General features: G+C 67.3%; 30 protein-coding genes and 1 pseudogene. 9 read left to right on the top strand and 22 right to left on the bottom strand.

Annotation, left to right across the window (positions count from 1 at the left end):
* Positions 1-25 precede the first annotated feature (25 nt).
* Both Y900_RS18565 and Y900_RS18560 read right to left on the bottom strand, forming a co-directional pair.
* Positions 26-547 carry a gamma carbonic anhydrase family protein gene (locus Y900_RS18565; RefSeq protein ID WP_036343745.1) on the bottom strand — a complete coding sequence of 174 codons (522 nt, stop codon included), beginning with the start codon at positions 545-547 and terminating at the stop codon, positions 26-28.
* A gap of 25 nt (positions 548-572) precedes the next feature.
* Positions 573-1,535, bottom strand: a complete 963-nt coding sequence (locus tag Y900_RS18560; RefSeq protein ID WP_036343744.1) for a GlxA family transcriptional regulator — start codon at positions 1,533-1,535, stop codon at positions 573-575.
* A gap of 81 nt (positions 1,536-1,616) precedes the next feature.
* Here Y900_RS18560 and Y900_RS18555 point away from each other — a divergent pair, with 81 nt between their 5' ends.
* Positions 1,617-2,876 carry an MFS transporter gene (locus Y900_RS18555; RefSeq protein WP_036343742.1) on the top strand — a complete coding sequence of 420 codons (1,260 nt, stop codon included), beginning with the start codon at positions 1,617-1,619 and terminating at the stop codon, positions 2,874-2,876.
* Between the two features lie 120 nt (positions 2,877-2,996).
* The gene (locus Y900_RS18550; protein WP_036343740.1) at positions 2,997-3,770 is read left to right on the top strand and encodes a fasciclin domain-containing protein; all 774 of its coding nucleotides are present in this window, start codon (positions 2,997-2,999) and stop codon (positions 3,768-3,770) included.
* Between the two features lies 1 nt (position 3,771).
* On the opposite strand, the gene Y900_RS18545 is transcribed toward Y900_RS18550, so the two are convergent.
* The 5 genes from Y900_RS18545 to Y900_RS18525 all read right to left on the bottom strand — a co-directional run bounded on the left by Y900_RS18545 (position 3,772) and on the right by Y900_RS18525 (position 9,404).
* Positions 3,772-4,569 carry a crotonase/enoyl-CoA hydratase family protein gene (locus Y900_RS18545; protein WP_036343739.1) on the bottom strand — a complete coding sequence of 266 codons (798 nt, stop codon included), beginning with the start codon at positions 4,567-4,569 and terminating at the stop codon, positions 3,772-3,774.
* Positions 4,569-5,714, bottom strand: a complete 1,146-nt coding sequence (locus Y900_RS18540) for a thiolase family protein (RefSeq protein ID WP_036343737.1) — start codon at positions 5,712-5,714, stop codon at positions 4,569-4,571. Before Y900_RS18540 ends, Y900_RS18545 begins: the two co-directional genes overlap by 1 nt.
* A 69-nt stretch (positions 5,715-5,783) precedes the next feature.
* Positions 5,784-7,523 carry a DUF3556 domain-containing protein gene (locus Y900_RS18535; RefSeq protein WP_036343736.1) on the bottom strand — a complete coding sequence of 580 codons (1,740 nt, stop codon included), beginning with the start codon at positions 7,521-7,523 and terminating at the stop codon, positions 5,784-5,786.
* A 67-nt stretch (positions 7,524-7,590) separates the two neighbouring features.
* The gene (locus tag Y900_RS18530; RefSeq protein ID WP_036343734.1) at positions 7,591-8,106 is read right to left on the bottom strand and encodes a DoxX family protein; all 516 of its coding nucleotides are present in this window, start codon (positions 8,104-8,106) and stop codon (positions 7,591-7,593) included.
* Between the two features lie 41 nt (positions 8,107-8,147).
* Positions 8,148-9,404, bottom strand: coding sequence for a WS/DGAT domain-containing protein (locus tag Y900_RS18525; RefSeq protein WP_237752593.1), 1,257 nt, complete (start codon positions 9,402-9,404; stop codon positions 8,148-8,150).
* A 26-nt stretch (positions 9,405-9,430) separates the two neighbouring features.
* On the opposite strand from Y900_RS18525, the gene Y900_RS18520 reads away from it, so the two are divergent.
* A complete protein-coding gene (locus Y900_RS18520; protein ID WP_036343733.1) occupies positions 9,431-10,234 on the top strand; it encodes an SDR family NAD(P)-dependent oxidoreductase in 804 nt (267 codons plus the stop codon).
* Here the strand turns inward: Y900_RS18520 and Y900_RS18515 are convergent.
* From Y900_RS18515 to Y900_RS18500, 4 genes are all read right to left on the bottom strand, one after another.
* Positions 10,221-11,135, bottom strand: a complete 915-nt coding sequence (locus tag Y900_RS18515) for an alpha/beta fold hydrolase (protein ID WP_036343731.1) — start codon at positions 11,133-11,135, stop codon at positions 10,221-10,223. The genes Y900_RS18520 and Y900_RS18515 overlap by 14 nt on opposite strands.
* A 15-nt stretch (positions 11,136-11,150) precedes the next feature.
* Entirely contained in the window at positions 11,151-11,768 is a 618-nt protein-coding gene (locus Y900_RS18510; protein WP_036343730.1) for a hypothetical protein, read from the bottom strand.
* Positions 11,765-12,343, bottom strand: a complete 579-nt coding sequence (locus tag Y900_RS18505) for an Rv1363c family protein (protein WP_036343729.1) — start codon at positions 12,341-12,343, stop codon at positions 11,765-11,767. The genes Y900_RS18510 and Y900_RS18505 overlap by 4 nt, the downstream gene beginning before the upstream one ends.
* An 80-nt stretch (positions 12,344-12,423) precedes the next feature.
* Positions 12,424-12,897, bottom strand: a complete 474-nt coding sequence (locus Y900_RS18500) for a VOC family protein (protein WP_036343728.1) — start codon at positions 12,895-12,897, stop codon at positions 12,424-12,426.
* A 110-nt stretch (positions 12,898-13,007) separates the two neighbouring features.
* Between Y900_RS18500 and Y900_RS18495 the strand changes: the two genes are divergently transcribed.
* Positions 13,008-13,865, top strand: coding sequence for an alpha/beta fold hydrolase (locus Y900_RS18495; RefSeq protein WP_237752592.1), 858 nt, complete (start codon positions 13,008-13,010; stop codon positions 13,863-13,865).
* On the opposite strand, the gene Y900_RS18490 is transcribed toward Y900_RS18495, so the two are convergent.
* Positions 13,862-14,773, bottom strand: coding sequence for a 2-hydroxyacid dehydrogenase (locus Y900_RS18490; RefSeq protein ID WP_036343725.1), 912 nt, complete (start codon positions 14,771-14,773; stop codon positions 13,862-13,864). The two genes, Y900_RS18495 and Y900_RS18490, sit on opposite strands and share 4 nt — an antisense overlap.
* Positions 14,774-14,792: 19 nt before the next feature.
* Complete coding sequence (locus Y900_RS18485; protein ID WP_036343724.1) at positions 14,793-15,722, bottom strand: hypothetical protein; 930 nt, start codon at positions 15,720-15,722, stop codon at positions 14,793-14,795.
* A 43-nt stretch (positions 15,723-15,765) separates the two neighbouring features.
* On the opposite strand from Y900_RS18485, the gene Y900_RS18480 reads away from it, so the two are divergent.
* Positions 15,766-16,545: an adenylate/guanylate cyclase domain-containing protein gene (locus tag Y900_RS18480; RefSeq protein WP_192827528.1), complete on the top strand. Its 780-nt coding sequence runs from the start codon at positions 15,766-15,768 to the stop codon at positions 16,543-16,545.
* A 12-nt stretch (positions 16,546-16,557) separates the two neighbouring features.
* On the opposite strand, the gene Y900_RS31750 is transcribed toward Y900_RS18480, so the two are convergent.
* A complete protein-coding gene (locus tag Y900_RS31750; RefSeq protein WP_109751093.1) occupies positions 16,558-16,716 on the bottom strand; it encodes a hypothetical protein in 159 nt (52 codons plus the stop codon).
* A gap of 37 nt (positions 16,717-16,753) precedes the next feature.
* Here Y900_RS31750 and Y900_RS18475 point away from each other — a divergent pair, with 37 nt between their 5' ends.
* Positions 16,754-17,434, top strand: coding sequence for a guanylate cyclase (locus Y900_RS18475; protein ID WP_081845336.1), 681 nt, complete (start codon positions 16,754-16,756; stop codon positions 17,432-17,434).
* Positions 17,435-17,489: 55 nt separating this feature from the next.
* Here the strand turns inward: Y900_RS18475 and Y900_RS18470 are convergent, their stop codons facing one another.
* Positions 17,490-18,014, bottom strand: coding sequence for a DUF1942 domain-containing protein (locus Y900_RS18470; RefSeq protein ID WP_081845162.1), 525 nt, complete (start codon positions 18,012-18,014; stop codon positions 17,490-17,492).
* Between the two features lie 112 nt (positions 18,015-18,126).
* Here Y900_RS18470 and Y900_RS18465 point away from each other — a divergent pair, with 112 nt between their 5' ends.
* The gene (locus tag Y900_RS18465) at positions 18,127-18,810 is read left to right on the top strand and encodes a class I SAM-dependent methyltransferase (protein ID WP_036343718.1); all 684 of its coding nucleotides are present in this window, start codon (positions 18,127-18,129) and stop codon (positions 18,808-18,810) included.
* Here the strand turns inward: Y900_RS18465 and Y900_RS30380 are convergent.
* From Y900_RS30380 to Y900_RS18435, 6 genes and pseudogenes are all read right to left on the bottom strand, one after another.
* A complete protein-coding gene (locus Y900_RS30380; RefSeq protein WP_081845161.1) occupies positions 18,801-20,243 on the bottom strand; it encodes a diguanylate cyclase domain-containing protein in 1,443 nt (480 codons plus the stop codon). The two genes, Y900_RS18465 and Y900_RS30380, sit on opposite strands and share 10 nt — an antisense overlap.
* A gap of 9 nt (positions 20,244-20,252) precedes the next feature.
* Entirely contained in the window at positions 20,253-20,486 is a 234-nt protein-coding gene (locus Y900_RS18455; RefSeq protein ID WP_036343716.1) for a PAS domain S-box protein, read from the bottom strand.
* A gap of 115 nt (positions 20,487-20,601) precedes the next feature.
* On the bottom strand, positions 20,602-21,177 hold the full coding sequence (locus tag Y900_RS18450) for a dihydrofolate reductase family protein (protein ID WP_036347190.1): 576 nt from the start codon (positions 21,175-21,177) through the stop codon (positions 20,602-20,604).
* A 59-nt stretch (positions 21,178-21,236) separates the two neighbouring features.
* A pseudogene (locus Y900_RS18445) lies at positions 21,237-21,653 on the bottom strand (arsenate reductase ArsC); the annotation flags it as partial.
* A 5-nt stretch (positions 21,654-21,658) separates the two neighbouring features.
* Entirely contained in the window at positions 21,659-22,765 is a 1,107-nt protein-coding gene (arsB, locus tag Y900_RS18440; protein WP_036343713.1) for an ACR3 family arsenite efflux transporter, read from the bottom strand.
* 2 nt (positions 22,766-22,767) lie between these two features.
* Positions 22,768-23,247 carry an ArsI/CadI family heavy metal resistance metalloenzyme gene (locus Y900_RS18435; RefSeq protein WP_036343711.1) on the bottom strand — a complete coding sequence of 160 codons (480 nt, stop codon included), beginning with the start codon at positions 23,245-23,247 and terminating at the stop codon, positions 22,768-22,770.
* Between the two features lie 95 nt (positions 23,248-23,342).
* Here Y900_RS18435 and Y900_RS18430 point away from each other — a divergent pair, with 95 nt between their 5' ends.
* Positions 23,343-23,702: an Rv2640c family ArsR-like transcriptional regulator gene (locus Y900_RS18430; protein ID WP_036343710.1), complete on the top strand. Its 360-nt coding sequence runs from the start codon at positions 23,343-23,345 to the stop codon at positions 23,700-23,702.
* A 26-nt stretch (positions 23,703-23,728) separates the two neighbouring features.
* Entirely contained in the window at positions 23,729-23,938 is a 210-nt protein-coding gene (locus tag Y900_RS32440) for a hypothetical protein (protein WP_036343709.1), read from the top strand.
* Here Y900_RS32440 and Y900_RS18420 read toward each other — a convergent pair.
* Positions 23,935-24,333: a VOC family protein gene (locus tag Y900_RS18420; protein WP_036343708.1), complete on the bottom strand. Its 399-nt coding sequence runs from the start codon at positions 24,331-24,333 to the stop codon at positions 23,935-23,937. The two genes, Y900_RS32440 and Y900_RS18420, sit on opposite strands and share 4 nt — an antisense overlap.
* Positions 24,334-24,392: the final 59 nt, after the last annotated feature.

Raw genomic sequence — 24,392 nt, 5'->3', positions numbered from 1 at the left:
GGTGTGAGATCGATCCCGCCGGCCGCTACGCCGAGTCGTGGTGCAGGTCGATGAGGTGCTCGTAGACCCCGGCGTTCATCCGATTGCCGTCCAGCTCGGCGTCGGACAGGTCGCGGCGCACTTTGGCGGGAACCCCGGCCACCAGCGATCGCGGCGGCACCATCATGCCCTGCGGAACCACCGCGCCGGCGGCCACGATCGACCCCGCGCCGATCACGGCGCCGTTGAGCACGATCGACCCCATCCCGACCAGTGAGCCGTCCTCGACCGTGCAGCCGTGCAGCACGGCGTTGTGCCCGACCGTCACGCCCGCACCGATCTTGACCGGGAACCCCGGGTCGACGTGCACGGTGGAGCCGTCCTGGATATTGCTGCCCTCGCCGACGTCGATCCACTCGGCCTCGGCCCGCAGCGTCGCCGAGTACCAGACGCTGGCCCGCGCGGCGAGGCGCACCTGGCCGATCACCGCCGCGTTTGGTGCGACCCAGGATTCGGCGTGCAGTTCGGGGCTGTGCCCGCCAACGGACATGATCAGTGGTTCGGCCATGGCCGACATCGTAGGCAGACGCTCATCAGGAGCCCTGAAAGACCTTGCGGTAGCTCGACGGCGACATGCCGAGACCTCGCCGCAGATGGTGCCGCAGATTCGCACCGGACCCGAGCCCCGCGCGGCGCGCCACCTCGTCGACGGGAAGGTCGTGGGTCTCCAGCAGTTCGCGGGCCCGCTCCACCCGCCGGGCGCGCACCCAGCCGCCGGGCGACTGCCCGGTCTCGTCGCGGAACCGGCGGCAGAAGGTGCGTGCGCTCATCTGGGCGTGGCGGGCCAGCTGCTCGATCGACAGCGGCTCGTCGAGGTGGTCCAGCGCCCACTGCCGGGTGGCCGCGGTGGACATGTGACCGTGCGGATCCGCGAGCACCTGCCGCTCGATGAACTGTGCCTGGCCGCCCTCGCGCCACGGCGGGACCACGCATTGGCGGGCCACTTCGTTGACCACCGCAGCACCGTGGTCACGGCGAATGATGTGCAGGCACAAGTCGATTCCCGCGGCAAGACCCGCAGAGGTGAGCAGGTCGCCGTCGTCGACGAACAGCACGTTCTCGTCCAGCACGACGTCGGGGCGCAGCGCGCGAAGGTCGTCGGCGAAGCGCCAGTGCGTGGTGGCCGGCCGGCCGTCGAGCAATCCTGCGGCGGCGAGCACGAACGCGCCGGTGCAGATCGACACGATGCGGGTCCCGGGCCGGATGGTGGCCAGCGCGGCGGCCAGGTCGGCGTCGAGCTCGCCGTGTACGCGGGCGGGTGCGTACCGGGTGCCGGGGATGACGACGGTGTCCGCGGTCGCCAGCGCCTCCGGCCCGGCGGCGGGCACCATCGCGTAGCCGTTCGTGGTGGCGACGGGACCCCGGGCCAGGCCGCAGGTCACCACTTCGTAGAGCGGATTCCCGTCGGCGCCGGTGGCCGCACCGAAGAGCGTCGGCGCGATAGCCGCGTCGAAGCCGACCACGGGTTCGACCCATAGGACGGCGATCCGATGCACCCCGCCAGTCTGGCATGTTCTTGACGAATGGTGTCTTTCTTGCCACTAGCCGCCGGTCGTGCGGTCCGTCAGAGTGGTCCGGTGACCACGACTTCCACCCCGAAAACCCGCACCGGCCTGCATTGGGCCTGGGTGGTGGCCGGCGTCAGCTTCGTGGCGCTTCTCGGCGCCGCGGGCTTCCGGTCGGTGCCCGGCGTGATGATGAACCCGCTGCACCACGAGTTCGGCTGGTCGCACGGTGTCGTCGGGCTGGCGATGTCGGTGAACATGATGCTGTTCGGGCTGACCGCGCCGTTCGCGGCCGCGCTGATGGATCGGTTCGGGGTGCGCCCGGTGCTGGCAGCCGCGCTGATGCTGATCGCGACGGGGTCGGCGGCCAGCGTGCTGATGACCGCCAGCTGGCAGCTGGTGCTGATGTGGGGTGTTCTGGTCGGCGGCGGCACCGGCGCGATATCGATGGGCTTCGTAGCGACCATCGCGGTGCGCTGGTTCGTGCAGCGGCGCGGGCTCGTCACCGGCGTGCTCACCGCCGCGAGCGCCACCGGGCAGCTGATCTTCTTGCCGGTGGTCGCCGAGGTCACCACCCGCCACGGCTGGCGCTGGGCCTCGCTGATCGTCGCCGCCGCGGCCCTGGCCGTGGTGCCGCCAGTTCTGCTGCTGATGCGCAACTACCCTGCCGACAAGAGCTTGCTCCCCTATGGCGCGACGGAAGCCGAAGCGCCGCAGGTGGTTCCGGCGTCGAGCTTTCGGGCAGCCTTCGACGGGCTGCTGATCGGTGCGCGGGTACCGGCGTTCTGGCTGCTGGCGGGTAGCTTCGCGATCTGCGGCATGACCACCAACGGACTGATCGGCACGCACTTCATCCCGGCGGCCAATGACCATGGCATGCCCACCACCGTCGCGGCCGGTCTGCTCGCGACCGTTGGCGTGCTCGACGTCGTGGGCACCGTGCTGTCCGGCTGGCTCACCGACCGGGTCGACCCTCGGCTGCTGCTGGTCGTCTACTACTTGGGCCGCGGGTTGTCGCTGCTGGCGCTGCCCGCGCTGCTTTCCCCGCATGCCGAGCCGGGCACCTGGGTGTTCATCATCTTCTACGGCTTGGACTGGGTGGCCACTGTGCCGCCGACGATCGTGCTGTGCCGCGAGTACTTCGGCGCCCGCTCACCGGTGGTCTTCGGCTGGGTCTTCGCCGCCCATCAGGTCGGCGCGGCTGTGGCCGCCGCCGGGGCGGGTCGGCTGCGCGACGTGCAGGGCACCTACGACCTGGCCTTCTACCTCGCAGCGGGCCTGTGCGTCCTCGCCGCGCTGCTGTGCTGGCGGGTACGCCGGGCAGCGCCCTGAACTGTGGCTTCACCAGCCGTTTTGAGACTGAAGCTTTGCTGCCAGTACGATTCGTCGGGGCGCAGCGGTAACGGGGACCCGCATTTCGCCGACTCCACTAGAGACTCAAAAGGAGCCGAAGTGAGCACTCGTACCAAGTCCCTTGGCGTCGCCGCAGCGCTGGCCGCCATCGCAGTCGCGATCCCGACGGCCGTCCAGGCCTACGCAGATCCGACGCCGACCACCACGACTCCGGGCGCGCCGACGACGACCTCGGCCTTCCCGGCGGTCGGACCGACCCAGATACCCGACCCGCAGGGTTCCGGCTGCGACGCGTACAAGAACCGCATCCCGAGCGGCTCCGGCTCGTTCACCAGCATGGGCAACCAGTCCGCGACCGCGGCCATCGCCGCGAACCCGGACCTGAGCACGTTCAGCGCGGCGATCTCCGGTGGCCTCAACCCTGCCGTCAACATCGACAGCGTCATCGACGGCGGCCCCTACGTGGTGTTCGCGCCGACCAACGACGCTTTCGCCAAGCTCGACGAGGCGACGCTGGCACAGCTGAAGAGTGACCCGGCCGCACTGACGTCCACGCTGTACTACCACCTGGTGCTCGGCTACCTGGGCCCCGATGACCTGCACGGCAAGATGCCGACCCAGCAGGGCAGCCCGGTGAACGTGACCGGCAAGGGCGGCGACATCAAGGTCAACGACACCGCGAAGCTGGTGTGCGGCTACACAGCTCGCGGCGCGTACATCTACATGATCGATACCGTGCTGAGCCCGGCCGATGCGCCCGCGCCGAACACGGAGACCAGCACCACGAGCACGACGCCGACCACCACGACGACATCGTCGCCGGCTGAAACGACGTCGGCCACGCCGACGACGACCAAGCCCGCGACGGCCTAGGTCAGCGCGCCTTCCAAACCGGTTGGCGCTTCTCGGCGAAGGCCAACGGGCCTTCTTTGGCATCCTCGGACTTCATCAGCGGGCCGATCTCCCGCATGGTGCGAGTCCAGCCGGCTTCGTCCGCGCTGATGGTCCCGTCGTCGACACCGACCGCGACGCGCTTACTGGCCTGCACGGCCAGCGGCGCGTTGACGGTGATGCGTTGCGCCAGAGCCAAAGCCGCATCGACGACGGTGCCGTCAGGCACCACGTCGTTGATCAGGCCCCACTTGAGCGCCTCGGCGGAGGTGATCGGTTCACCGGTGAACAGCAACTGCATGGCCACCTTGCGGGGCAACTGCTCGACGATGCGGAACACGCCCCCGGCCGCGGCGACCAAGCCGCGCTTGACTTCCGGCAGCCCGAACTTGGCGCTCTCCTCGGCAATCACCAGGTCGCTGGCCAAGGCCAGTTCGGTCCCGCCGCCCAGCGCGGTGCCGTTGACCGCGGCGATCGTCGGCTTGTCGATGAAGTGGCGGACGTACCCGGCGAAACCCCACTCCGGGTGTTGCGGGTGAAAGAGGTTCTCCCGCTTGTAGATCGCCTTCAGGTCGGCCCCGGCGCAGAACGACTTGTCGCCGGAACCGGTGATCACCACCGCCCAGATGTCGGCGTCGTCCTGGGCCTGCTGGAGCAGATCGCCGACGGCGGTGCTGACCGCGCCGTTGACCGCGTTGCGCGCCTCCGGCCGGTTGATGGTGATGAGCAGGACGTTGCCCCGCCGCTCTCCGAGAGCGGCGGGGGCTTGCACGTCGGTCACTACAGCAGCTCGAGGATGGTGGCGTTGGCCTGGCCGCCGCCTTCGCACATGGTCTGCAGACCGTAGCGAATTCCGTTGTCGCGCATGTGGTAGAGCAGCGTGGTCATCAGACGGGCACCGGAGCCGCCGAGCGGGTGGCCCAGGGCGATCGCGCCGCCGTTGGGGTTGAGCTTCTTCTCGTCGGCGCCGATCTCCTTGAGCCAGGCCATCGGAACCGGCGCGAACGCCTCGTTGACCTCGAAGGCGCCGATGTCGTCCACGCTCAGGCCGGACTTGGCGAGCGCCTTCTGCGTGGCCGGGATCGGGCCACTCAGCATCATCACCGGGTCAGAGCCGGCCAGCGTCGCCGTGTGCACGCGGGCGATCGGCTTGAGGCCCAACGACTTTGCCTTCTCTGCCGACATGAACAGCAGCGCGGCCGAGCCGTCGGAGATCTGCGAGGAGTTGCCGGCGTGGATCACGCCGTCCTCGGAGAACGCGGGCTTGAGCTGGCCCATCTTCTCCAGGGTGGTGCCGCGGCGGATGCCCTCGTCCTTGAGGACAACGTTGCCTTCGGCATCCTTGATGCCGACGATCTGATCCTCGAAGGCACCGGAGTCCTGTGCGGCAGCGGCCTTTTCGTGCGAGTCCAAGGAGAACTGGTCGAGATCGGTGCGGCTCAGGCCCCACTTGGTGGCCATCATCTCCGCGCCGATGCCCTGGTTCGGGGTGCGGTCGTAGCGGCCCTTGAATCCGGCCGAGTAGGGGTTGCCGCCGTTGGCCAGCGAGGCGCCCATCGGGGTGCGCGACATCGACTCGACACCACCGGCGACGACGACGTCGTAGTGGCCGGCCACCACACCGGCAGCGGCGAAGTGCACCGACTGCTGGCTGGAGCCGCACTGGCGGTCGACGGTGACACCGGGAACAGACTCGGGCCAGCCTGCGGTCAACACCGCGGTCCGCGCGATGTCGAGGGCCTGCTCACCGGCCTGCATGACACAGCCCCAGATGACGTCGTCGACGATCTCGGGGTCGATGCCGGCGCGCTGGGCCAGACCGTTGAGCACCTGGGCCGACAGCTCGGCGGGGTGCACACCGGACAGACCGCCGTTGCGCTTCCCGACTGGTGAACGTACCGCTTCGACAATTACCGCTTCAGCCATCGGCCTACTCCTTTACGACGGGGTGATCTTTGGATCAAAACACACGCCGTTTGACGACCGTCAAGCGGGTCAACCAACCGTTCGGTCAGTCCCGGAAACGACATGCACCGGCAACGTGTCGTCCCACGGCTGCCGATCCACCATGTCGGCGACGTTGACGTAGCCGGTCTCGAATTCACCGGTCGCGGCGTCCACCAGCCGGTACTCCTGCCGTTGCCGATGCAGCGGCTGGCCGTCGAGCAGCACCACGCGCACCTCGCCGGGTTCGAAGTGGCAGCGTCTCTGCATGGCCGCGATCAACTGCTCATTGTGCATGTGCCCGTCGCCGAAGTTCCAGCCGATCGCCATGCTGCAAATGCGCTCGCCGTCGGTGATCGAATAGTCCTCTTCGTTCGCACCGGCCATCGCGCGGTGAGCCAGCGTGAACAACGCCTTGCCATGAGTGTTGAACGCGCGGAACGCGTAGCCCATGAACAGCGGGATCTGTGCGGCTTCTTTACTGCCGTAGAACTTTTCGAGCTGCGCGGCAGGCATGTTGGCGATCGTCACCAGGTTCTGCTCGATCTTCGCCTCGGCTGACGGCTTCACACACCACAGCGTGGTGTCCCAGTTGCCTGCGTAGTAGCGCATGCCGGGCAGGAAGGACACCTTGCGCGGCACCGTGTTTCCGAGGAACACGGTGGTGGCCAATGCCAGGAACAGCAGGATCGGCCACGGGCTGCTGATGTCGGTGATCCCGATCTGGGCGTGCGCGACGAACAGCGAGAGCACCGAGAAGATCATGAAGACGTTCCACTCCAGCGGCACACCCATCGGAATGGCCGACAGGATGCCGAGGTGGAAGCACACCATCACGATGGCCGCGATCGTGGTCGGCCATCCGCCGTGGGAGAAGAACAACGCCAACGGAATACCCATCTCGATGGCGGTGCTGATGTGGGCCAGCGTGTGCGACATCGGGCCGGGCCGAAGGTCTTCGGGGAACTTCCTGAAGAACATCCGCTTGAGGAACCGTGGCCGCACCACCGGGCTGTTGGACATCATCGTGGAGATGACGAACGGGAAGTGCCGGGTCAGTTTGGAGGTCGCGGCGCCGATCCAGATCGCCATGCACACCAGCTTGGCGGCGATGATGATGTCGACACCGCTGAACAGGAACGCCACCGCGAACGCGCCGTACACCTCGCCGCGGGCGGCCAGGAAGATCACTTTGTCGCGCAGACCGGCCAGCGCCAGCAGCGCCACCACCGTCGCGATCTGCCAGGTTGGCAGCAGACCCACCTCAGTGCCGAGCTCCGGGACCGGCCCGGTGCCGTCGGAGAACAGCGCCACCAGGATCATCACGATCAGCGCCCCGTAGAGCACTATGTCGACGGGGCCACGGTTGTCGCCCTTGGTCAGCGGCACCAGCTTGGGCCACGGCGGCAGCCGGATCGTGTTGGGGCGCAACCAATAAATGATCGAACCCATCGGCGGCCAGAACCGGTTGTTCAACGGGCCGAAGCCGCAGCCGAGGCCGACTACCTCGAAGAGCATGGTGTACAGCACAGCCTTCTCGTAGACGATCGGCTCCGACCACCACGACCCGATGTCGGTCAGTCCGCCGATGCCCGCGGTGGCCAGACCGAACAGCGCCCCGACGAAGACGTACAGCAGGATCTTGACGACGTAGAACAGATGCAGGGCGACCGGCGTGCCGAAGCCGACCTCGGCCCAGTGCCGAGCCATCGGTTTGATCTTCTCCGCGCGCGTGCCCTTGCTCCACGTCTCGAAGTCGATGACGGGCACTTCCTGCTTCAGAAATCCCATGGCGAAAAGACTAGAACGTGTTCTAGTCGGACGGGTGCGAATTCCCGCGCGGCGGGACTGCGCAGAGTCAGGCCTTGGTGGGCGGGCGGTAGAAGATCGCCAGCTGGCCGATGCCGCCGGCAAGGCCGAGCACCAGCGCGATCAGCAATCCGCACCACCCGTGCAACCACGGGTAGACGCTGGTGCCCTTGAACAGCAGATAATCCAGGCTGTACCTGCCCGCGCCGGTCGCGGCGATCGCGACGGCCGCGGCCGCCAGCACCAGGTTGTACTCCCAGCCCTCCTTGACGATGAAGAAGCCGTTGTGGCGGTGCACCGTCCAGGCCGCAACGAGCATCAGCGCCACGAATCCCGCGGCCGGGATCGGCGTCAACAAGCCCAGCGCCAGGCCGATGCCCGCGGCCATCTCGGTGCTGGCCGCCACCCGGGCGTGAAAGGTGCCGGGCTTCATGCCGATGCTGTCGAACCAGCCGGCGGTCCCTTTGATCCGGCCGCCGCCGAAGAACTTGTTGTAACCGTGGGCGGCCATCGTCACGCCGAGCACCACACGAAGGATGAGCAGTCCGACACTGTAGGCAGTCACGCTGGTAAACCTAGAGCATCGGCGCCGGTCGGCGTTACACCTCAGCGGCCAAACGAAACGCGCAACCGGTCAAGGTAGTCGTCGACGTCCACGTTGTCCGGGTCGGCGTGCACGCTGAGCGCGATGGTGTCGCCGAGGCCGTGCACTCCGTGAGTCAGGCTCATCATCGGCGAGAGCCCCGACCACCCGGCGGCCAGCAGGACCGGACATCCGCCGAAGGACAGATCGGCAGGCCCGCGATTCACGCTGGACACCACGGTGTTCCCGGTGACCGTCGCCGACCGCGCCTCCGGGTCGAATTGCCGCACACCCCAGCGCAACAGCGCCGCGGGGACGGCGGCCGACGCGGCGGCCGAGGCCCGCAGCGCCGGATGCTCGCCGCGCAGGCGCTGGGCGGCCAGTTCGGCGGCGATCAGCTCCGCCCGCCGGGCGCGGTCGACCTCAGGGTGCAATCGGATCCCGACATTGCGAAAGTTGTTGTGGCCGCCCGAACCCTGTTGCCCGGCCATCGTCACTTCGGCCGTCAGCGCCGAGATGTCCTCACCACGTGCAGCGAGGTAGCCACCGAGCGCCTCGGCGATCATCACCAGCGCCCCGACGGTGACGGTGGGTTTCGTCAGCTGGTCACGCTCGAGCACCAGCGCCCGCAGCACCGGTGTCGTGCGGGGGCGCTGATTGATGCTGAGCAGCGGAGCGCCCGGCGCGGCCGGCGGCACCCGCCCGGCCTCGGTGTCGCGCACGAGCTGGCGATACGCCCGCGCGGCGGCCACACCGCGGGCCGGCAGGAAACCACGCCGCGCGGGCGCGGGCGCGGGCACCGGCCGTCGCCTGCCGAGCAACGCCCCGCCGAGCAGGGTCCCCCGGGTGCCGTCGGCGAAGGCGTGGCCGGTCTGCATGACGACAACCGATCCCACTCCTCGGCATCCCGGCACACCCATAACTTGCGGGAAAATGTTTGCGCGCCAAGTCATTCGGTGAAGGTCCAGCGGGTCACCACGGAACCGGGCGGCAGTGTCCAGGCACTCTTGCCAGTCCACTCCCCCGGTGTCGTGCAGCACGAACTGATCGGCGCCGACGTCTCCGCGGCACCATCGCGGGTATCGCCACCGGCCGCTGTCCACCACCCGCATCCGCAGCTCGTCGCACGCCTGGGCGCGTCGGCGTAGTTCGTCGACGGCGGTCTGCGGCGACTCGGGCGATCCGTCGAAGGCGTACAGCACCAGCTGATCACTGGGAACGACGGCCGACATCCAGAACATCTGCGCGTCAACCGCGGTCATCGCTCTGCTGGCAGCCATGGCGGCCATTGTCCTAGGCTGGCCAGGTGCTGCCGACTCCCGGTCCCCACCGCGCCGCGCTGATCACCGGAGCCTCCTCCGGCATCGGCGCCGAAATCGCCCGCGTGCTGTCCTCGCGCGGCCATCACGTCGTACTGGTGGCCCGCCGCACCGAACAGCTCACCGCACTCGCCGAATCACTGCCTGGACCGAGTTCCGTTGTCGGTGCTGATCTTTCGCAGCCGCAGGAGCGGGCCGCACTTCCCGGTCGGGTCGCCGAACTCGGGCTCGACGTCGACATCCTGGTCAACAACGCCGGGCTGTCCACCACCGGCCCGGTGGCCGCGGCTGATCCCGTCGCGGAACTGAACGTCGTGGAGGTCGACGTCGCGGCGGTGGTCGATCTGTGCACCCGCTTCGTCGGCGCAATGGCGGCCCGCCGGCGCGGGGCGGTGCTCAACGTCGCCTCATTGGGCGCCTTCGGACCGCTGCCGGGGCAAGCCGTCTACGGGGCGGCCAAGGCCTTCGTGCTGTCCTACACCTATGCGCTGCGCGAGGAACTCAAACCCAGCGGCGTCACGGCAACCACCCTGTGCCCGGGTCCGGTGAAAACCGGATTCGGCGCGGCCGCCGGCATCTCCGACGAGGACGCCGAGGCGGCGCTGCCCAAGCCGCTGTGGGTATCGGCCGAAGATGTCGCCAAGGCCGCGGTGGACGGTTTGGCCGCCGGCAAGGCAGTCGTCGTGCCGGGCCGACTCAACTACGCGGCGACCGCGGTCTATCAGCTCACACCGAAGCGGCTACTGCTGCCACTGCTGGCCCGCAGCCACCCGAGCCTCAAGAAGAAGTAGTGCGCAGGAAGTCGACGATCCGCCCGCCCACCACGTCGGGCTGTTCGAGCTGAAGGAAATGCCCGGCGTGCTCGACGATCGCCACTTCGCTGCCCGGCGGTAGCACACCCGCCACCCAGGGGGTGAATTCCGCTGTCATGCAACCGTCGTCGGCTCCGTGCAGGTAGAGCGTGGGCAGCCGCGGCACCTCCAGCCACAGCCGGTTCAGCTCGGCGTAGCGGCTCGGCGGGCGGGTGTTGCGGATGGTGGCCCGGTAGGTGCCCAGCGCGGCGCGCCAGCGATCCGGGGTGCCGATCGCGGCGTCGACGTGGCGCAGATCCTCGGCGGCGTTGTATCCGGGCGACCATCGGCGCCACAGCAGCGGGACGATCCACGACGACGAGCGCTCCGGGGCGAACGGCAGCTGGAAATAGGTGATGTACCAGCTGCGCAGGAGTTGTACCGGAAGCAGGCGCAGCAGCCGTCCCCGATTGGCCAGCTTCCTGCCTGGCCCGGGTCGCAGCGCCGCAGACGGCGGCACCGACATCACGACGGCCTTGGTGAACGGGCTGTCCGGCATCGCGGCCAAGCCGGTCGCGGCGATCGCGCCCCAGTCGTGCCCGATGACCACGTCGGCTCCGGTGGGATTGCACGCGGCGAGCACTCGCAGCGCGTCGTCCATCACGGCCCCGATGTGCTGGCTGCCGTCGGCGGGAAGCGACGAGGGCACGTACCCGCGCATGAACGGCGCGACAACCCGGTAGCCGGCCTCCACCAGACGCGGTGCCAGTTTCCGGAAACCATAGGCGGTATCGGGAAAACCGTGCAGGCACAACGCGATTGGGCCGTCGTCCGGGCCCCAGCTCAGCGCACGCAGCTGCACGGCCGGTGCGGAGACGTCAATCCAGCGCGGCTCGGTCATCGAACCCCCTCTTCGCTAGATCGGGTCGAATCCCGAGATGAGCCAGCGGTCTTTGACCTTCTCCAGGGTCACCCGCACGCTGGAAGCGGTATTGGTCGGCGCGTCGGTGCCGACCACGACGGTCTGATCGACGAACAGCAGCACCACCGCGTGATCAGGCTTGGCCGAGACCGATGCCGCCGCGGGCACGGCCGCCAGGGCGGAGATCTTCTTCTCCTTGGCGCCCGGGATGACGACGGTGTTGATCAGCTGCGTGTAGGCGTCCAGGAAGCTCCCGGTCAGGCGATCGCGGGCCGCGCCGAGATCCTTTTCGACCGACTCGGGCTTGTAGCTCAAGAGGGCCACGGTGGAGTCCTTGGCCGCCTGCACCGATTCGGTGCGGGCAGTGTCGGCGTCCCGGCGCGACGAATCCTCATAGCGTAGATAGCCCGCCGCCGCTGCGAGCAGCAGCGCCACGATCGGCAGCACGCCGAAGGCCACCGCACCGGCGAGACTGAACCGCTTCGCGGGTGCGGCCTCGGCAACAGCCGGCGCCTCGGTGCCGGTGCCGGTGAGTTCGGCCGCGGTGGCCTCGTCGTCGATGACCTCGGGGTCCGGCTTGGCTTCGTCTGGTTTGGCGTCGTCAGTCGTCACGGCACGAACTCCACTTTCGAGACCTTGGCTTCGTCGTTCCCGGTCTTCTTGACCGTCAGGCGCATCCGCCAGGCGCGCTTCGGCTGGTTGGGTGCGCCCCGGTTGGATGTGGTGACGGTGACGGCCACCAGCACCTGGCCTTCGTTGCCCGACACCGACTCCAGCCCCGCCTCGGTCACCTCACCCACCGATTTGGACTGGGCCTGCTTGACCACTTCGATGAACGGCTGGGACCGCTTCGCGAAGTCGTCGTAGAACGCATCGGTGGCCGAGTCGAGGATGCGCTGGACATCCTTGTCGGCCTCGGCAGCGTCGATGGTGGTCAGGTTGAGTGCACCCTGGCGGCCGACTCCGACCAACAGGTCCTGCAGCTGCGCGGCCTGCCTGGATTCGTAGGCCCGGTAGCCGAGCCATCCCGTCAACGCGGCCAAGGCGACCACGACCACCGTCCCCACGATCAGCGCCAGCTGGACATGCGAGCGCGCTGGTTTCGCGGGTGCGGGCGTGTCCCCGTCAACCCCGAGCTCGACGGCCGTGGTGGGCTCGTCTCCGGGCTCGGCAGGCTCGTCGGCCATGTTTCTCCCTCTGCGGCGTTACCGGGCTCCGATCACCCGCACTTGGGGCGAAAGGCTACCGGTAGGCGCTGTGAGGGCCGTCACGGGTTCGAGACAGCGGCCTCCAGATCGGCGATGACGATTCTGCGCATCCCGAGCATGGCCTTGGTCGCGGCGGCCGCTCGGGTCTGGTCGGGGTCCGACAGCAGCTCGTAGAGCCGGGTGGGCACCACCTGCCAGCTCAGCCCGAATCGGTCCTTGAGCCAGCCGCACTGTGATTCCTGACCGCCGGCGACCAGCGCATCCCAGTAATAGTCCACTTCGGCCTGGTCAGCACACTCGATCAGGAACGACACCGCTTCGGTGAACGAGAACACCGGGCCGCCGTTGATGCCGACGAACCGGGTGCCGTCGAGGGTGAAACCGGCCGACACGACCCGGCCGGCGGTGCCGGGCCCCGCGTCGGTGTAGCGGTTGACGTATTCGATGGACGAATTCGGGAAGATGCCGGTGTAGAACCGCATCGCCTCCTCGAGGTCGTCGTCGAACCACAGCGACGGGGTGATGGTGGGCACGGGTGGTCTCCTCTCCAGGACGGGCGAAGGGATTGACCGGCCGGGGTACCGAAACTCATCGATAGCACCGCTATGTAACGTGCTGTTCAGGTTCGGTCGAGAGGATGCCGGTGAGCAGCACGAACAGCGGTCAGACAGTGGAGTTCCGCGGCACCAACGAGCTCGCCCTCGTGGCCGACGAGTGGAACCGGGGCGCCGAGTCGGCGGCTGAGCGCCCGACGATCCTCATGTTGCACGGCGGCGGGCAGAACCGGTTCTCCTGGAAGAACACCGGCCAGGTGCTGGCCGACCACGGTTTTCACGTGATCGCGCTGGACGCTCGCGGGCACGGTGACAGCGACCGCGCCCCGGATGCCGACTACAGCGTCGACTCACTGTCCGCCGACGTACTGCGGGTGCTCGAGCAGATCGGCCGCCCGGTGGTATTGATCGGTGCCAGCATGGGCGGGTTGACCAGCATCCTGGTGGCCAAGGAGGCCGGGCCTGCCGTGGTGACCAAGCTGGTGCTGGTCGACGTGGTGCCCCGCTTCGAGAAGGACGGCAGCGCCCGGATCCGGGACTTCATGTTCAGCAATGTGGACGGCTTCGACAACCTCGAACAGGCGGCCGACGCCATCGCCGGATACCTGCCGCACCGCAAGCGGCCGAAGAACCTCGACGGTCTCAAGAAAAACCTGCGCTTCCGGGACGGCCGGTGGTTCTGGCATTGGGATCCCGCGTTCCTGACCGCCCCGAAAGACGATCCGTTCGGCCGGGTGGAGCGCCTCGAACAGGCTGCCATCGACCTGACCATCCCGATCCTGCTGATCCGCGGCAAGCTGTCCGACGTGGTCAGCGCCGAAGGGGTGCAGGACTTCCTGGCGAAGGTGCCTGCGGAGTTCGTCGAACTCTCCGACGCCGGCCACACCGCTGCCGGTGACGACAACGACGCCTTCAGCGAGGCCGTCGTCTCGTTCGTCACCCGCTAGACCGGCGTGACCAGCTGGCCGCTGGCGAGGAACTCTTCCAGGTTGCGCATCGCCAACGTGGCCATCGCCGTTCGGGTTTGAAGCGTAGCGCTGCCCATGTGCGGCAACAGCACGACGTTGTCGAGTTCGCAGAGCCGGACGGGCACGTCAGGTTCCGCCGCGTAGACATCCAGACCGGCGCCCGCCAGACGGCCCGCTTCCAGGAACTCGATGAGCGCGTCCTGGTCGACGACGCTGCCGCGGGCGACGTTGATCAGGAAACCGTCCGGGCCGAGCGCCTCCAGCACCTCGCGATCCACCAGCTGCGCGGTGTCGGATCCCCCGGCGGTGGCGACGACCAGGACGTCGACGGTCGCCGCCAGCTTCACCGGTGAGGCAGCGTAGCGGTACGGGCTGTCGGGTAGCTCGTGGCGATTGTGATAGGCGATGGCACAGTCGAATCCGCGTAACCGGGCGGCGATCGCCGAACCGATCCGGCCCAGGCCGAGGATGCCGACGCGGCTGCCACTGAGGTCGCGGGTGTACGGGAACGGCCCCTCGGTTGCCCAGCGGCCGGCCCGCACGTATCGGTCGGCGGCGCTGAACCGGCGCATGCTGTCGAGGATCAGCCCCAGCGCGGTGTCGGCGACGGTGTCGTTGAGGACGTCGGGGGTGTTGCTCACCCCGATGCCCCGCTCGCGGGCCGCGTCGACGTCGATGGCGTCGTACCCGGCGCCGAAGTTCACGATGGCTCCCAGCGCGGGCAACGAATCCATCAGCGCGGCATCGACACCAGGCCGGCCACCGCACACGATCACCGTCACCTCGTCGGCCTGCTGGGCATCGACAGGTTGTCGCAGAGGTGTGTGCTTGGCCGTCAGTTGGTTCTCCAGAGACGGTTCGAGCCTGCCGACGACGAGGATGGCCATACCGCCAGTCAACCAGGCGCTATACGAGCAGAGGTACGGCCTCGAGCCGCTGGTCGGTCAAGATTTCGAACATCGCGCGTCGGGAGGCGGCCAGTTCGGTGTCAACACCGTTGCCGGACAGAGTGATTCGGCAGTCCGCCATAGCGGAGTTGTAGCAGTACTTGGTTGCACTGTCGGTGTCGGTGTAGGTCAGTCCGATGACGTCGCCGGGCTCGGTCCGAATCTCGCCGTGCAGTTCGAATCCGTCGGTACGGCCGCCGAACGACCATTCGAACGGTGCGTATGAACCGCGGGTGTGCCGGGCGCTCAGGATTGACCGCACGGCCACCTGCCACCCGGCGTGGCGCAGGACGAACAGGGTCGTGGCAGGCAACCGCAGCGGTCCGAGACCGGCGTGCGCGGTGACCACCTCCAGGCTGGAGTGCGGATGCTCGTCGAATCCGCACACCTGACCGAAGGCGTACGCAGGGGTGTGCTTGCTGCCCCAGTTGTGGTTGACACTGCCCGTCCACGATTCGACGGTGACTCGGGTGTCGCCGAGGCTCACCGTGCCGTCGAAGCGGGCCAGCGGGTGGCGCACCTGGGTCTTGGCAGTGGGGAACTTCGCCGTATAGGAGCGGTCGGTGAGGAGCTTGACCGGCGGTTCGTCACCGGCCGTGATCGCCAGGTCGCACGACGCCCCGTCCAGCGTCGCGCTGGCGTGCACGTCGTCGATCACGGTGTCGGCGATCCTGGCCGACCAGGGAGCGGACAGGTAGTCGGCGGCCAGCGGGTGCGGCACTTTGAGTGCACGGTTTCCGGCACCGTCGGGGTCGAACAGCATCACCCAGACGTCGGCCACCGGGTCACCGGGCTTGGGCAGCAGTCGTGTCCAGCGCAGCCAGATCGCCTGCGCGCGCCGAGGGTGGTTCGCGCGGATGAATCTGCTCTCGTAGTAAGGAGGCATCATCTGTTCAGGATCGCGGACAGAAGGGCGGCGCACAGTGGGTTGGATGATCGCGGCTGCGGTGTTGGCGGTGCTGGTCGTGGCCGAGGCGATCGCGCTGCTGGTGATGCGCTCACGTCTGGCCGCCGGCCAGCGGGAAGCCGAGGAGCTTCGCGGGCGGCTGGACACCCGCAACATGCTGTGGACGGGCGGCCGGGAGGCGGTGAAGCAGGTGTGGCAGACCGCCAACCTGGTCCGCACCCAGGGCCTCGGCGGAGCGGTGCGGTCCTCGATCGAGGAACTCGCCGACTGGGCCGATGTCGAGCGGCCGGACCTCGCTCGGCTGGCGCCCGACGGCAAGGTGGTGGTGATGTTCTCCGACATCGAGGAGTCCACCGCGCTGAATGAACGCATCGGAGACCGGGCGTGGGTCAAGCTGATCGGCAGCCACGACCGGATGGTCCGGCGGTTGGTGAACAAGCACGACGGCCACGTCGTCAAGAGTCAGGGCGACGGGTTCATGGTGGCCTTCGCCGATCCCTCCGCCGCGGTGAATTGTGCCGTGGCAATGCAGCGGGAATTGGCGCGCGACGCGAAAAGGTTGCGGAACAACAGCATTCGGGTGCGGATCGGTATCCACATGGGCAAGTCGGTGCGCCGCGGCGACGATCTGTTCGGCCGCAACGTCGCGATGGCGGCCCGGGTCGCCAGTCAGGCCGACGGCGGCGAGATCCTGGTGAGCGAGTCGGTGCGGACGGCCGTCGGCGATCAGCAGAGCTTCGACGAGGGTCGGGATGCCGAACTGAAGGGGTTCAGCGGCAGTCACCGGCTATACGCGGTGGCGTGATGCCGACGCCACCTAGCTTTTAGCGGCTTCGGCGTGACGCTGGTGCAGCCGGGCGCGGATCTCGTCGGGAGTGTATGCCTTGCGGCGCCGTTGGTCCCGCGCGACGAGTACCCCGCCCGCGACGACGCCGGCTGCACCGGCCAGACCGATCCACTTCCAGATACCGCGCATGCGATCACATTATGCTGCGCTGGTGAGTGAGCACACCGTGTCGTTGACACAGGCGCTGAACGAAACCCGCACCGGTGACGTCTGGTTGTTCCGCGGGGGATCAGGCCCGGACCGGGCCATTCAGACGTTGACCAACGCGCCGGTCAACCACGTCGGCATGACGGTGGCGATCGACGATCTGCCGCCGCTGATCTGGCACGCCGAGCTCGGCCACAAGCTGCTGGATCTGTGGACCGGAACCAATCACCGGGGGGTGCAGCTCAACGATGCCCGGGAGGCCGTCGAGCAATGGCTGCACCAGTACGGTCAACGGTGTTGGCTGCGGCAGCTCACCCCGGATGTCAGTCGCGAACATGAAGATCAGCTGCTGAAGGTGGTCGCCCGGATGGACGGCACCCCGTTCCCCTCGACCGCGCGGTTGACCGGCCGCTGGCTGCGCGGGCGGCTACCCACCGTGAGCGACTGGACGCGGGGAATCCCGGTCGTACACAAGAAGGTTCGACAATCCGCGGAGCGGCGCAAGCTGGCCGAGCGTGAAGTCGGGCTGCAGACGGCCTATTGCGCGGAGACGGTGGCCATCACCTATGAGGAGATGGGCTTGCTCGACACCGAGAAGAACGAGAACTGGTTCGATCCCGGCCGGTTTTGGAGCGGTGACACGCTACCGCTGGTCGACGGTTATCGACTCGGCGACGAAATACAGGTTCTGGCAGACTGATTCGTCAGAAGCCCTTTCCGGCGCCGATACCGATAATGGCGTACCCGAGCTGAACCTACCCCGCGCTCCAGACCGCCAGCACGGTGCCTTTGGGGTCGCGGAATTGAATCGCGGTGATGGTTTGGCCCGGCGGCACGTCGTAAGCGACGTGGCCGGCGACTTGCTGGTCCTGCGCGAGCTGGCCTGAGGTGATCCCGGGGCGGACAGCGCCGACGGCGGGCGCGATGTTCGACCCATCGGCGGCGCGCGCGACGAGGTAGAAGCCGTTGTAGCTCGGGGTGCCGCTCTTGGCGGCGATCGTCACGTCGACGGCGTACATCGCGCCCTTGGCCGGGACGATCTGAGCGTCCCGCGGCACCGGCTGCAGGTTGTCGACGATGTAGGCCGCGGTGCCACCGGACGACGCGATATCGACCTTGGTGCCGAACGCGACCGCCTCCAGCGCGGGCGCCATCGACGTACTGGCAGGTGTGCTCGGAGGCGACTGTTGGGCGGTCTGGTTGGTATTCCCGCACGCCGCACTCATGAGTGCGATGGCCAACAGGCCGAGAGGGACTCTGACCAACCGTGTTCTGCGCATTGGCGGATATTAGCGCGCGGGCGACAGCCTCAGTCAGCGTCGCGCCTCGTCGTCATTGCCTGATTGGCAAATCCTCTTGCCGATGTCGCTCGTCCGTCAGCACCATCGGTAGGTGACCTCAACCGCGAACCCGTTCGATGATCCGCGCCACGTCGAGATGTACGCCGCCCGCGCGGCGCAGATGGTGCCCGCCTACCGCGACATCCACCGGCTGGCCTCGGTTCTCATCGACGAACGCGCGCCGTCCGATGCCAGGGTGCTGGTGCTCGGAGCCGGCGGCGGACTGGAAACCAAGGCATTCGCCCAGGCCCACCCAGGGTGGACGTTCGACGCCGTGGACCCGTCGGCGGCGATGCTGGAACTCGCGGCGCGCAACCTCGGACCTTATGCAGAGCGAGTGCGCATGCACTGTGGCTACATCGAGGACGCTCCGGACGGTCCGTTCGCCGCCGCGACAAGTCTGCTGACACTGCACTTCCTGCCCGAGGAGGTCCGCCGCGAGACGGCCGCTCAGGTCCGGCGCCGGCTGGCACCCGGTGCGCCGTTCGTCGTTGCGCACATGAGCTTTGGGCAACACGACGGCGAACGGGACGTGTGGATCAGCCGGCATGTCGCGAATCTCGTTGCGGCGGGCATCGATCCGGCAGACACCGACAAGGCGCGCAACGCCATCGCCAACGAGGTTCCCGTTCTGCCGCCAGAACAGGACCGCGCCATTCTGCGAGAAGCAGGCTTCACCGATGTCACCGAGTTCTTCGCGGCGTTCACGTTCCGCGGCTGGGTCGGCTACGCCTGAGCTCCCTCGCCGCGCCGGTCGCGCTTAGTGCGATACATCGCCTCGTCGGCTCGGGAAAGTAGTTGCGCAGCAGTAAGATCAGAGCCGGCAGCGCGGCCGATGCTGGCGCCGACGGTCAGCGCATGGGAGTCGACGTCGAAGGGCGTCGACAGACTGTGACCGATGTGCTCAGCAAGGTCATCCAGCTGGGTGAGGCCCGGTAGGCGTTCGCGGACGACGACGAACTCGTCGCCACCCAGACGGACGACGGTGTCGTCATCACGCACTGCGCTTGACAAGCGAATTCCGATCTCGCACAAAAGTTTATCGCCCATATCATGGCCGTGGTGGTCGTTGACGCTCTTGAAATTGTCCAGGTCGATGAACAGCACGCCCACCAGAGTGTTGGTGAGTCTCGCTCTTCCGAGCGCTCGGGTGAGGCGATCTTCGAGAACGGTGCGGTTGGGCAGTCCGGTGAGTGGGTCGGTCAGCGCGGCTTCCTCGAGCTGCGCGACCGCCTTCTTCTGTTGGGTGATGTCTTGGAGCTGGACCAACGACGAGGAGACGACACCGAGCTCATCGGGCAGGCCGACAACCGTGAGCAGGCACCAGACCACCGTGCCGTCCGGCCGGAGGAACTGACGTTCACTTTCGTGGTGAGTGCGCGCTCCCGCGTGCACGGCGGCGACGGCGTCCGCGAACGCCGACCCGTCGTCCGTGGCGAACTCCTGCAATGGGTGCCCGACCAACTGCTCGGCACTCCTGCCGAGGATGCTGCACAACGCGGGATTGACCCGCGCCAGCGTTCCGTCCAACCTGCGCCAGCCGACACCGATCGTGGCGCGACTCATGGTCACCTCGAACATCCGCACGGCGGCATCGCGGGCTCGCTCGGCTCGAACGCGATCGCTTACGTCGCGGTGAGCGGTGATCATCTGCCGTGGCATGTCCCCGTCGAGAGGCAGGACGTGCGCGGTCGTCTCGATCCAGCGGTACTCCCCGTCCGCGTGCCGCATCCGCGTCAGGAATCGCGTCACCGCACCGCGCGAGGCTTCCCACGTCCCCGCCAGCGCGGCGCGTTCGTCGGGGTGGACGAGATCGATCCCGTACGTCCCGATCAAGTCGTCCGGCTCGAAGCCCAGTACGGTCCGCGCCGCGGGCGACACCCACAGGAATGTGGTGTCCTCGACAAGCTGCCAGGCGACCATGTCGGAGCTGTGTTCGGCGATCATCCGGAAGAGTCGCTCGGATTCGCGTAGCTGCAGAGCACTAAGGGCTTCGCCACAGACGGGCCGGAAGGCTGCAACCACCGCCCACGGATCGGGGTCGCCGGCGCGGAAGAGCGGTGCGGCGTCGACGTGCAGCCACACATGGCGCCCCGCCGCATCACTGCCGGGGCGGTGAACGCCCATTATCCTGTCGCGCACCGCAACTCGGGTGCGCTGAGCGACCATGGCGGGGGCCTATGCACCTTCGAGGAAGCGGCCGCCTTCGTCCACCGCGGCCCAGCGCGGGTCCTGTGACGTGCGTCCGAGCATCTGGTCGGACGACAAGCCGAGAATCTCCTGCGCCACTGGGGAGGCGGCGATGATCTCGCCGTCGGCGTTCTGCACGACGATGCCGGTTTCTCGCGGCAGCGCGGCGAAGCCAGCCTCTGCCGCCAGCGCCTCGACGGAGACCTGTGCACCGCGCTCCACCAGACCCCCTCGGTCGCTTCTGACCTCGTCATGCGTGAGTCTAGGTTTTCACCGCCCGCTTCCGGCATCATTGCTCAACATCGAATCCCGCTGCCCGACATAAGGGTTGCCTTGGTTAGGGTCCCGCGTCGCGAGGTACGTAGCGCAGATGAACGATGCCGTTGCCGAACGTCTCGTGCCCTTCGAGGCTGAGGTCGAGCTGCACATCGTCGGGCAGTGCGCGCAGGCCGCCGCCCACGACCTTCGGAACCACAAAGAATTGGAATTCCTCGACCAGTCCGGCCCGGATCGCGGCGGCGGCGACGGTCGGCCCGAAGATCTCGACCACTCCGGGCGCGTCGTCGACGATCTGCCGCAGTTGCGCCAGACTCAGGTCCGGCATCAGACGGACACGGTCCGATCCGATGTCCTCCCGGGTCAGCGTCGAGGACGCCACCACCTTGTCGATGCGCCGCCAGCGGCGGGCGAACTCCTGCTCTGCCGGCGTCCAGACTCGGTCGTCGGGATCGGTCTCCCAGTACTGCATCAACTCGAAGGTCCGGCGGCCCAACACCTCGGTGGATACTTCGCCCATCCGCTCGACGTGGATGGCGAACACCGCCCCCTCGGGGGCCGACCATTGAAAATCGCCGGCGGAGTCGGCGACGTAGCCGTCGATGGACATGGTCGCGGTGAACATCAGCTTTCCCATGCCATAGAGACTCGCGCAGTCGGTGGAAATCATCGTGCCGCCGCGCTGTGGTCCAGACGTCAAACGGTGGGTTCGATACCGAGTTCGTCCAGAAGTCGGCGCACGCGCGCCTCGACCTCATCGCGAATCGGGCGGACGGCGTCGATCCCCTGGCCTGCCGGATCCGGCAATTCCCAGTTCTCGTAACGCTTTCCGGGAAAGAAGGGGCATGTATCACCGCACCCCATCTTGACCACGACGTCGGCTGCTCGGACGATCTCGTCGGTCCATGGCTTGGGGAACTCCCGCGAGATGTCGATACCGACCTCGGCCATCGCGGCGACCGCGGCGGGGTTGATTTCATCGGCGGGTTCCGAGCCTCCCGACCACGCCACTGCGTGATCCCCGGCGAGGTGGTTGAAGTAGCCGAGCGCCATCTGCGATCGCCCCGCATTGTGGGTGCACAGGAACAGCACGGTGGGCTTCGCGTCGGTGACGTCATTCATGGTGTGCTCCTGTCAGGGGCAGTCGACGGTCGAGCGGCGTCGGTGAAACGGCGTCGGAGGGCGAGCGAGACATAGACCAAGGCAACGAGAACGGGCACTTCGATGAGTGGGCCGACCACTCCGGCGAGAGCCTGCCCGGAAGTTGCACCGTAGGTGGCGATCGCGACTGCGATGGCGAGCTCGAAGTTGTTGCCCGCTGCGGTGAACGCCAGGGTGGTCGTGCGCTGATAGCCCAGCCCGAGCAGCGCGCCCAGCAGGTATCCACCGCCCCACATGATCGCGAAGTAGGCCAGCAGCGGGAGCGCGATGCGGACGACGTCCAGCGGGCGGCTCGTGATCTGATCACCCTGCAGCGCAAAAAGAATCACGATGGTGAACAGCAAACCGTAGAGCGCCCACGGTCCGACCCTCGGCAGGAATGTGGATTCGTACCACTCGCGGCCCTTGGCTTTCTCCCCCAGCCGCCGGGACAGGTAGCCGGCGAGTAGTGGGATGCCCAGGAAGATCAGCACCGACTTGGCGATCTGCCATGGCGAGGTGCTGATGGTGGTCTGTTCCAGCCCCAGCCAGCCGGGCAGCACGGACAAGTAGAACCAGCCGAGCACTGCGAACATGACGACCTGGAACACCGAGTTGAGAGCGACGAGAACGGCGGCGGCTTCGCGGTCGCCACAGGCGAGGTCATTCCAAATGATGACCATCGCGATGCAACGGGCAAGGCCGACGATGATGAGACCGGTGCGGTACTCGGGTAGATCGGGCAGCAGCAGCCACGCCAGAGTGAACATCAGCGCGGGTCCGAGGACCCAGTTCAACAGCAGCGAACTGATGAGTAGTTTGCGGTCCCCGGTGACGGTGTCCAAACGGTCGTAGCGGACCTTGGCCAGCACCGGATACATCATGATCAGCAGGCCCAGCGCAATGGGCAGCGAGATGCCGTCGACTTGTACCTTGTCCAGTGCGGTGTTCAGACCGGGTACCAGGCGACCCAGGAGTAGCCCGGCCGCCATGGCAAGGCCGATCCATATCGGCAGCAATCGGTCCAGGAGCGAGAGCTTCCCGACGACTGCGGTGTCGACGCCGACGGCGGAGGGCGCGTTCACGATCAGCAGCAGGCGTTGGTAGCGGTCGACTTCTCGACATCGGCAGCGGTGCCGCCACAGCAGACGCCGTCCTCGGCGGTGCCTCCCGCAGAGTGTTCGGGGCTGTTGCCGAAGGTGTCCGAGTCGGCGAGGACGGTGTAGACCTCCCATCTCTCCCCGGCGGGGCCCGTTACCCACACCTTGTCCTGGGTGGCGAAGCAGCAGGTGGTGCCGATCTCCTCGTCGGTGAACAGACCTTCGTCGGTGAGGCGGGCGATCTCAGCGTGGACGGTCGCGCTGGATTCGACCTCGACACCGAGGTGGTTGATGGTGCCGCCCTTGCCTGGATTTTCAAGCAGGACAAGCTTCAACGGCGGATTGACGACGGCGAAGTTCGCGTAACCCGGCTTCACTTTGGCCGGTTGGGTGTTGAACAGCTTCGAATAGAAGGTGATGGCCTCGTCGAGGTCATCGACGTTGAGGGCAAGTTGAGCGCGGGACATGACGGCTCCTACCTATGTGGCTTATGTCGAACTATGTTCTACGTTGATGATGCCACCTCTTCGACGTATGTCAATATCCGTGGCAGGATGTGGGCATGCCCAAGACGCTGCCCACGGTGGACATGTCCGCGCCGGTCCGCTGCGCGCCGGTGGCCGCCGGCCCCGTCAGCGATCAGGCCGCACTCGAGATCGCGTTGCGGCTCAAGGCTTTAGCGGACCCGGTTCGGGTCAAGCTGGTCTCATTGCTGTTCGGTTCGGACGCGGGTGAGGTGTGTAGCTGCGACCTGGCAGCGTCGGTCGAACTCAGCGAATCAACCGTCAGCCATCATCTGTCTCAGTTGCGTCGGGCAGGTCTGGTCGAATCCGAACGTCGCGGAATGAACGTCTACCATCGGCCTTGCCGCGAAGCGCTGGTGGCACTCTGCACAGTGCTGGACCCGAACTGCTGCCGCTAGATCACCGGTAGGTCGCCCACCAGAAGATGGAAAGCACGTGGGCCATTGCCCACGCGCTTGTCCTCGATCTGATCGAATCCCGCGTCACGGACAGCCGATATGAGTTCGTCGATGGGCCGCAACCGGAATCCATGGCCGGGTCGGGCATCGTGGTCATCTGCTCCGGATCACCGGCCCCGAGCACCAATCGCGAGCCCGGCAAGCGCGCGCTCGGCGAGCAGCATGCCCATCACTAGACGCCGAACTTGGCCCGAGCATCGTCGGTGACCGGAGTGAACAAGTTCACCAGGTTACCGTCCGGGTCGCGGAACAACAGTGCGCGATTTCCCCACGGCATGGTGGTCGGCTCGGTGACAACCTCGTCCAATCGCCCGTCCAGGCGGGCATATTCGGCGTCGACGTCGGTCACGATGAACTCGATGATGGCGCTTCGATTGGCGGCCGGCTCGGCAGATCCCGCGCCGAACAATGGCACGGTCTTGTCGCTTCCGATGGCCAGGACACCGACCGGCGTAGGGATCTCGGCGAAGAGTTCGTTGGCCCAGATCGCGTCAGCTCCGGTGACCATCTCGTAGAACGAGACGAGGCGCTTCACGTCGGCGGTGATGAGGCGGATCGACACTAGCTTCATGCCGCCAAAGCTAGCCCCGCCCACCGACAGGTCTCCCGAGACGCCAAAGCGGAAATCCT

The sequence above is a fragment of the Mycolicibacterium aromaticivorans JS19b1 = JCM 16368 genome (genome assembly GCF_000559085.1).
GTDB classification, from domain to species: Bacteria; Actinomycetota; Actinomycetes; order Mycobacteriales; family Mycobacteriaceae; genus Mycobacterium; species Mycobacterium aromaticivorans.
Note: the sequence above shows the minus strand (reverse complement) of the source record. Positions and strands in the feature narration are given on the sequence as shown.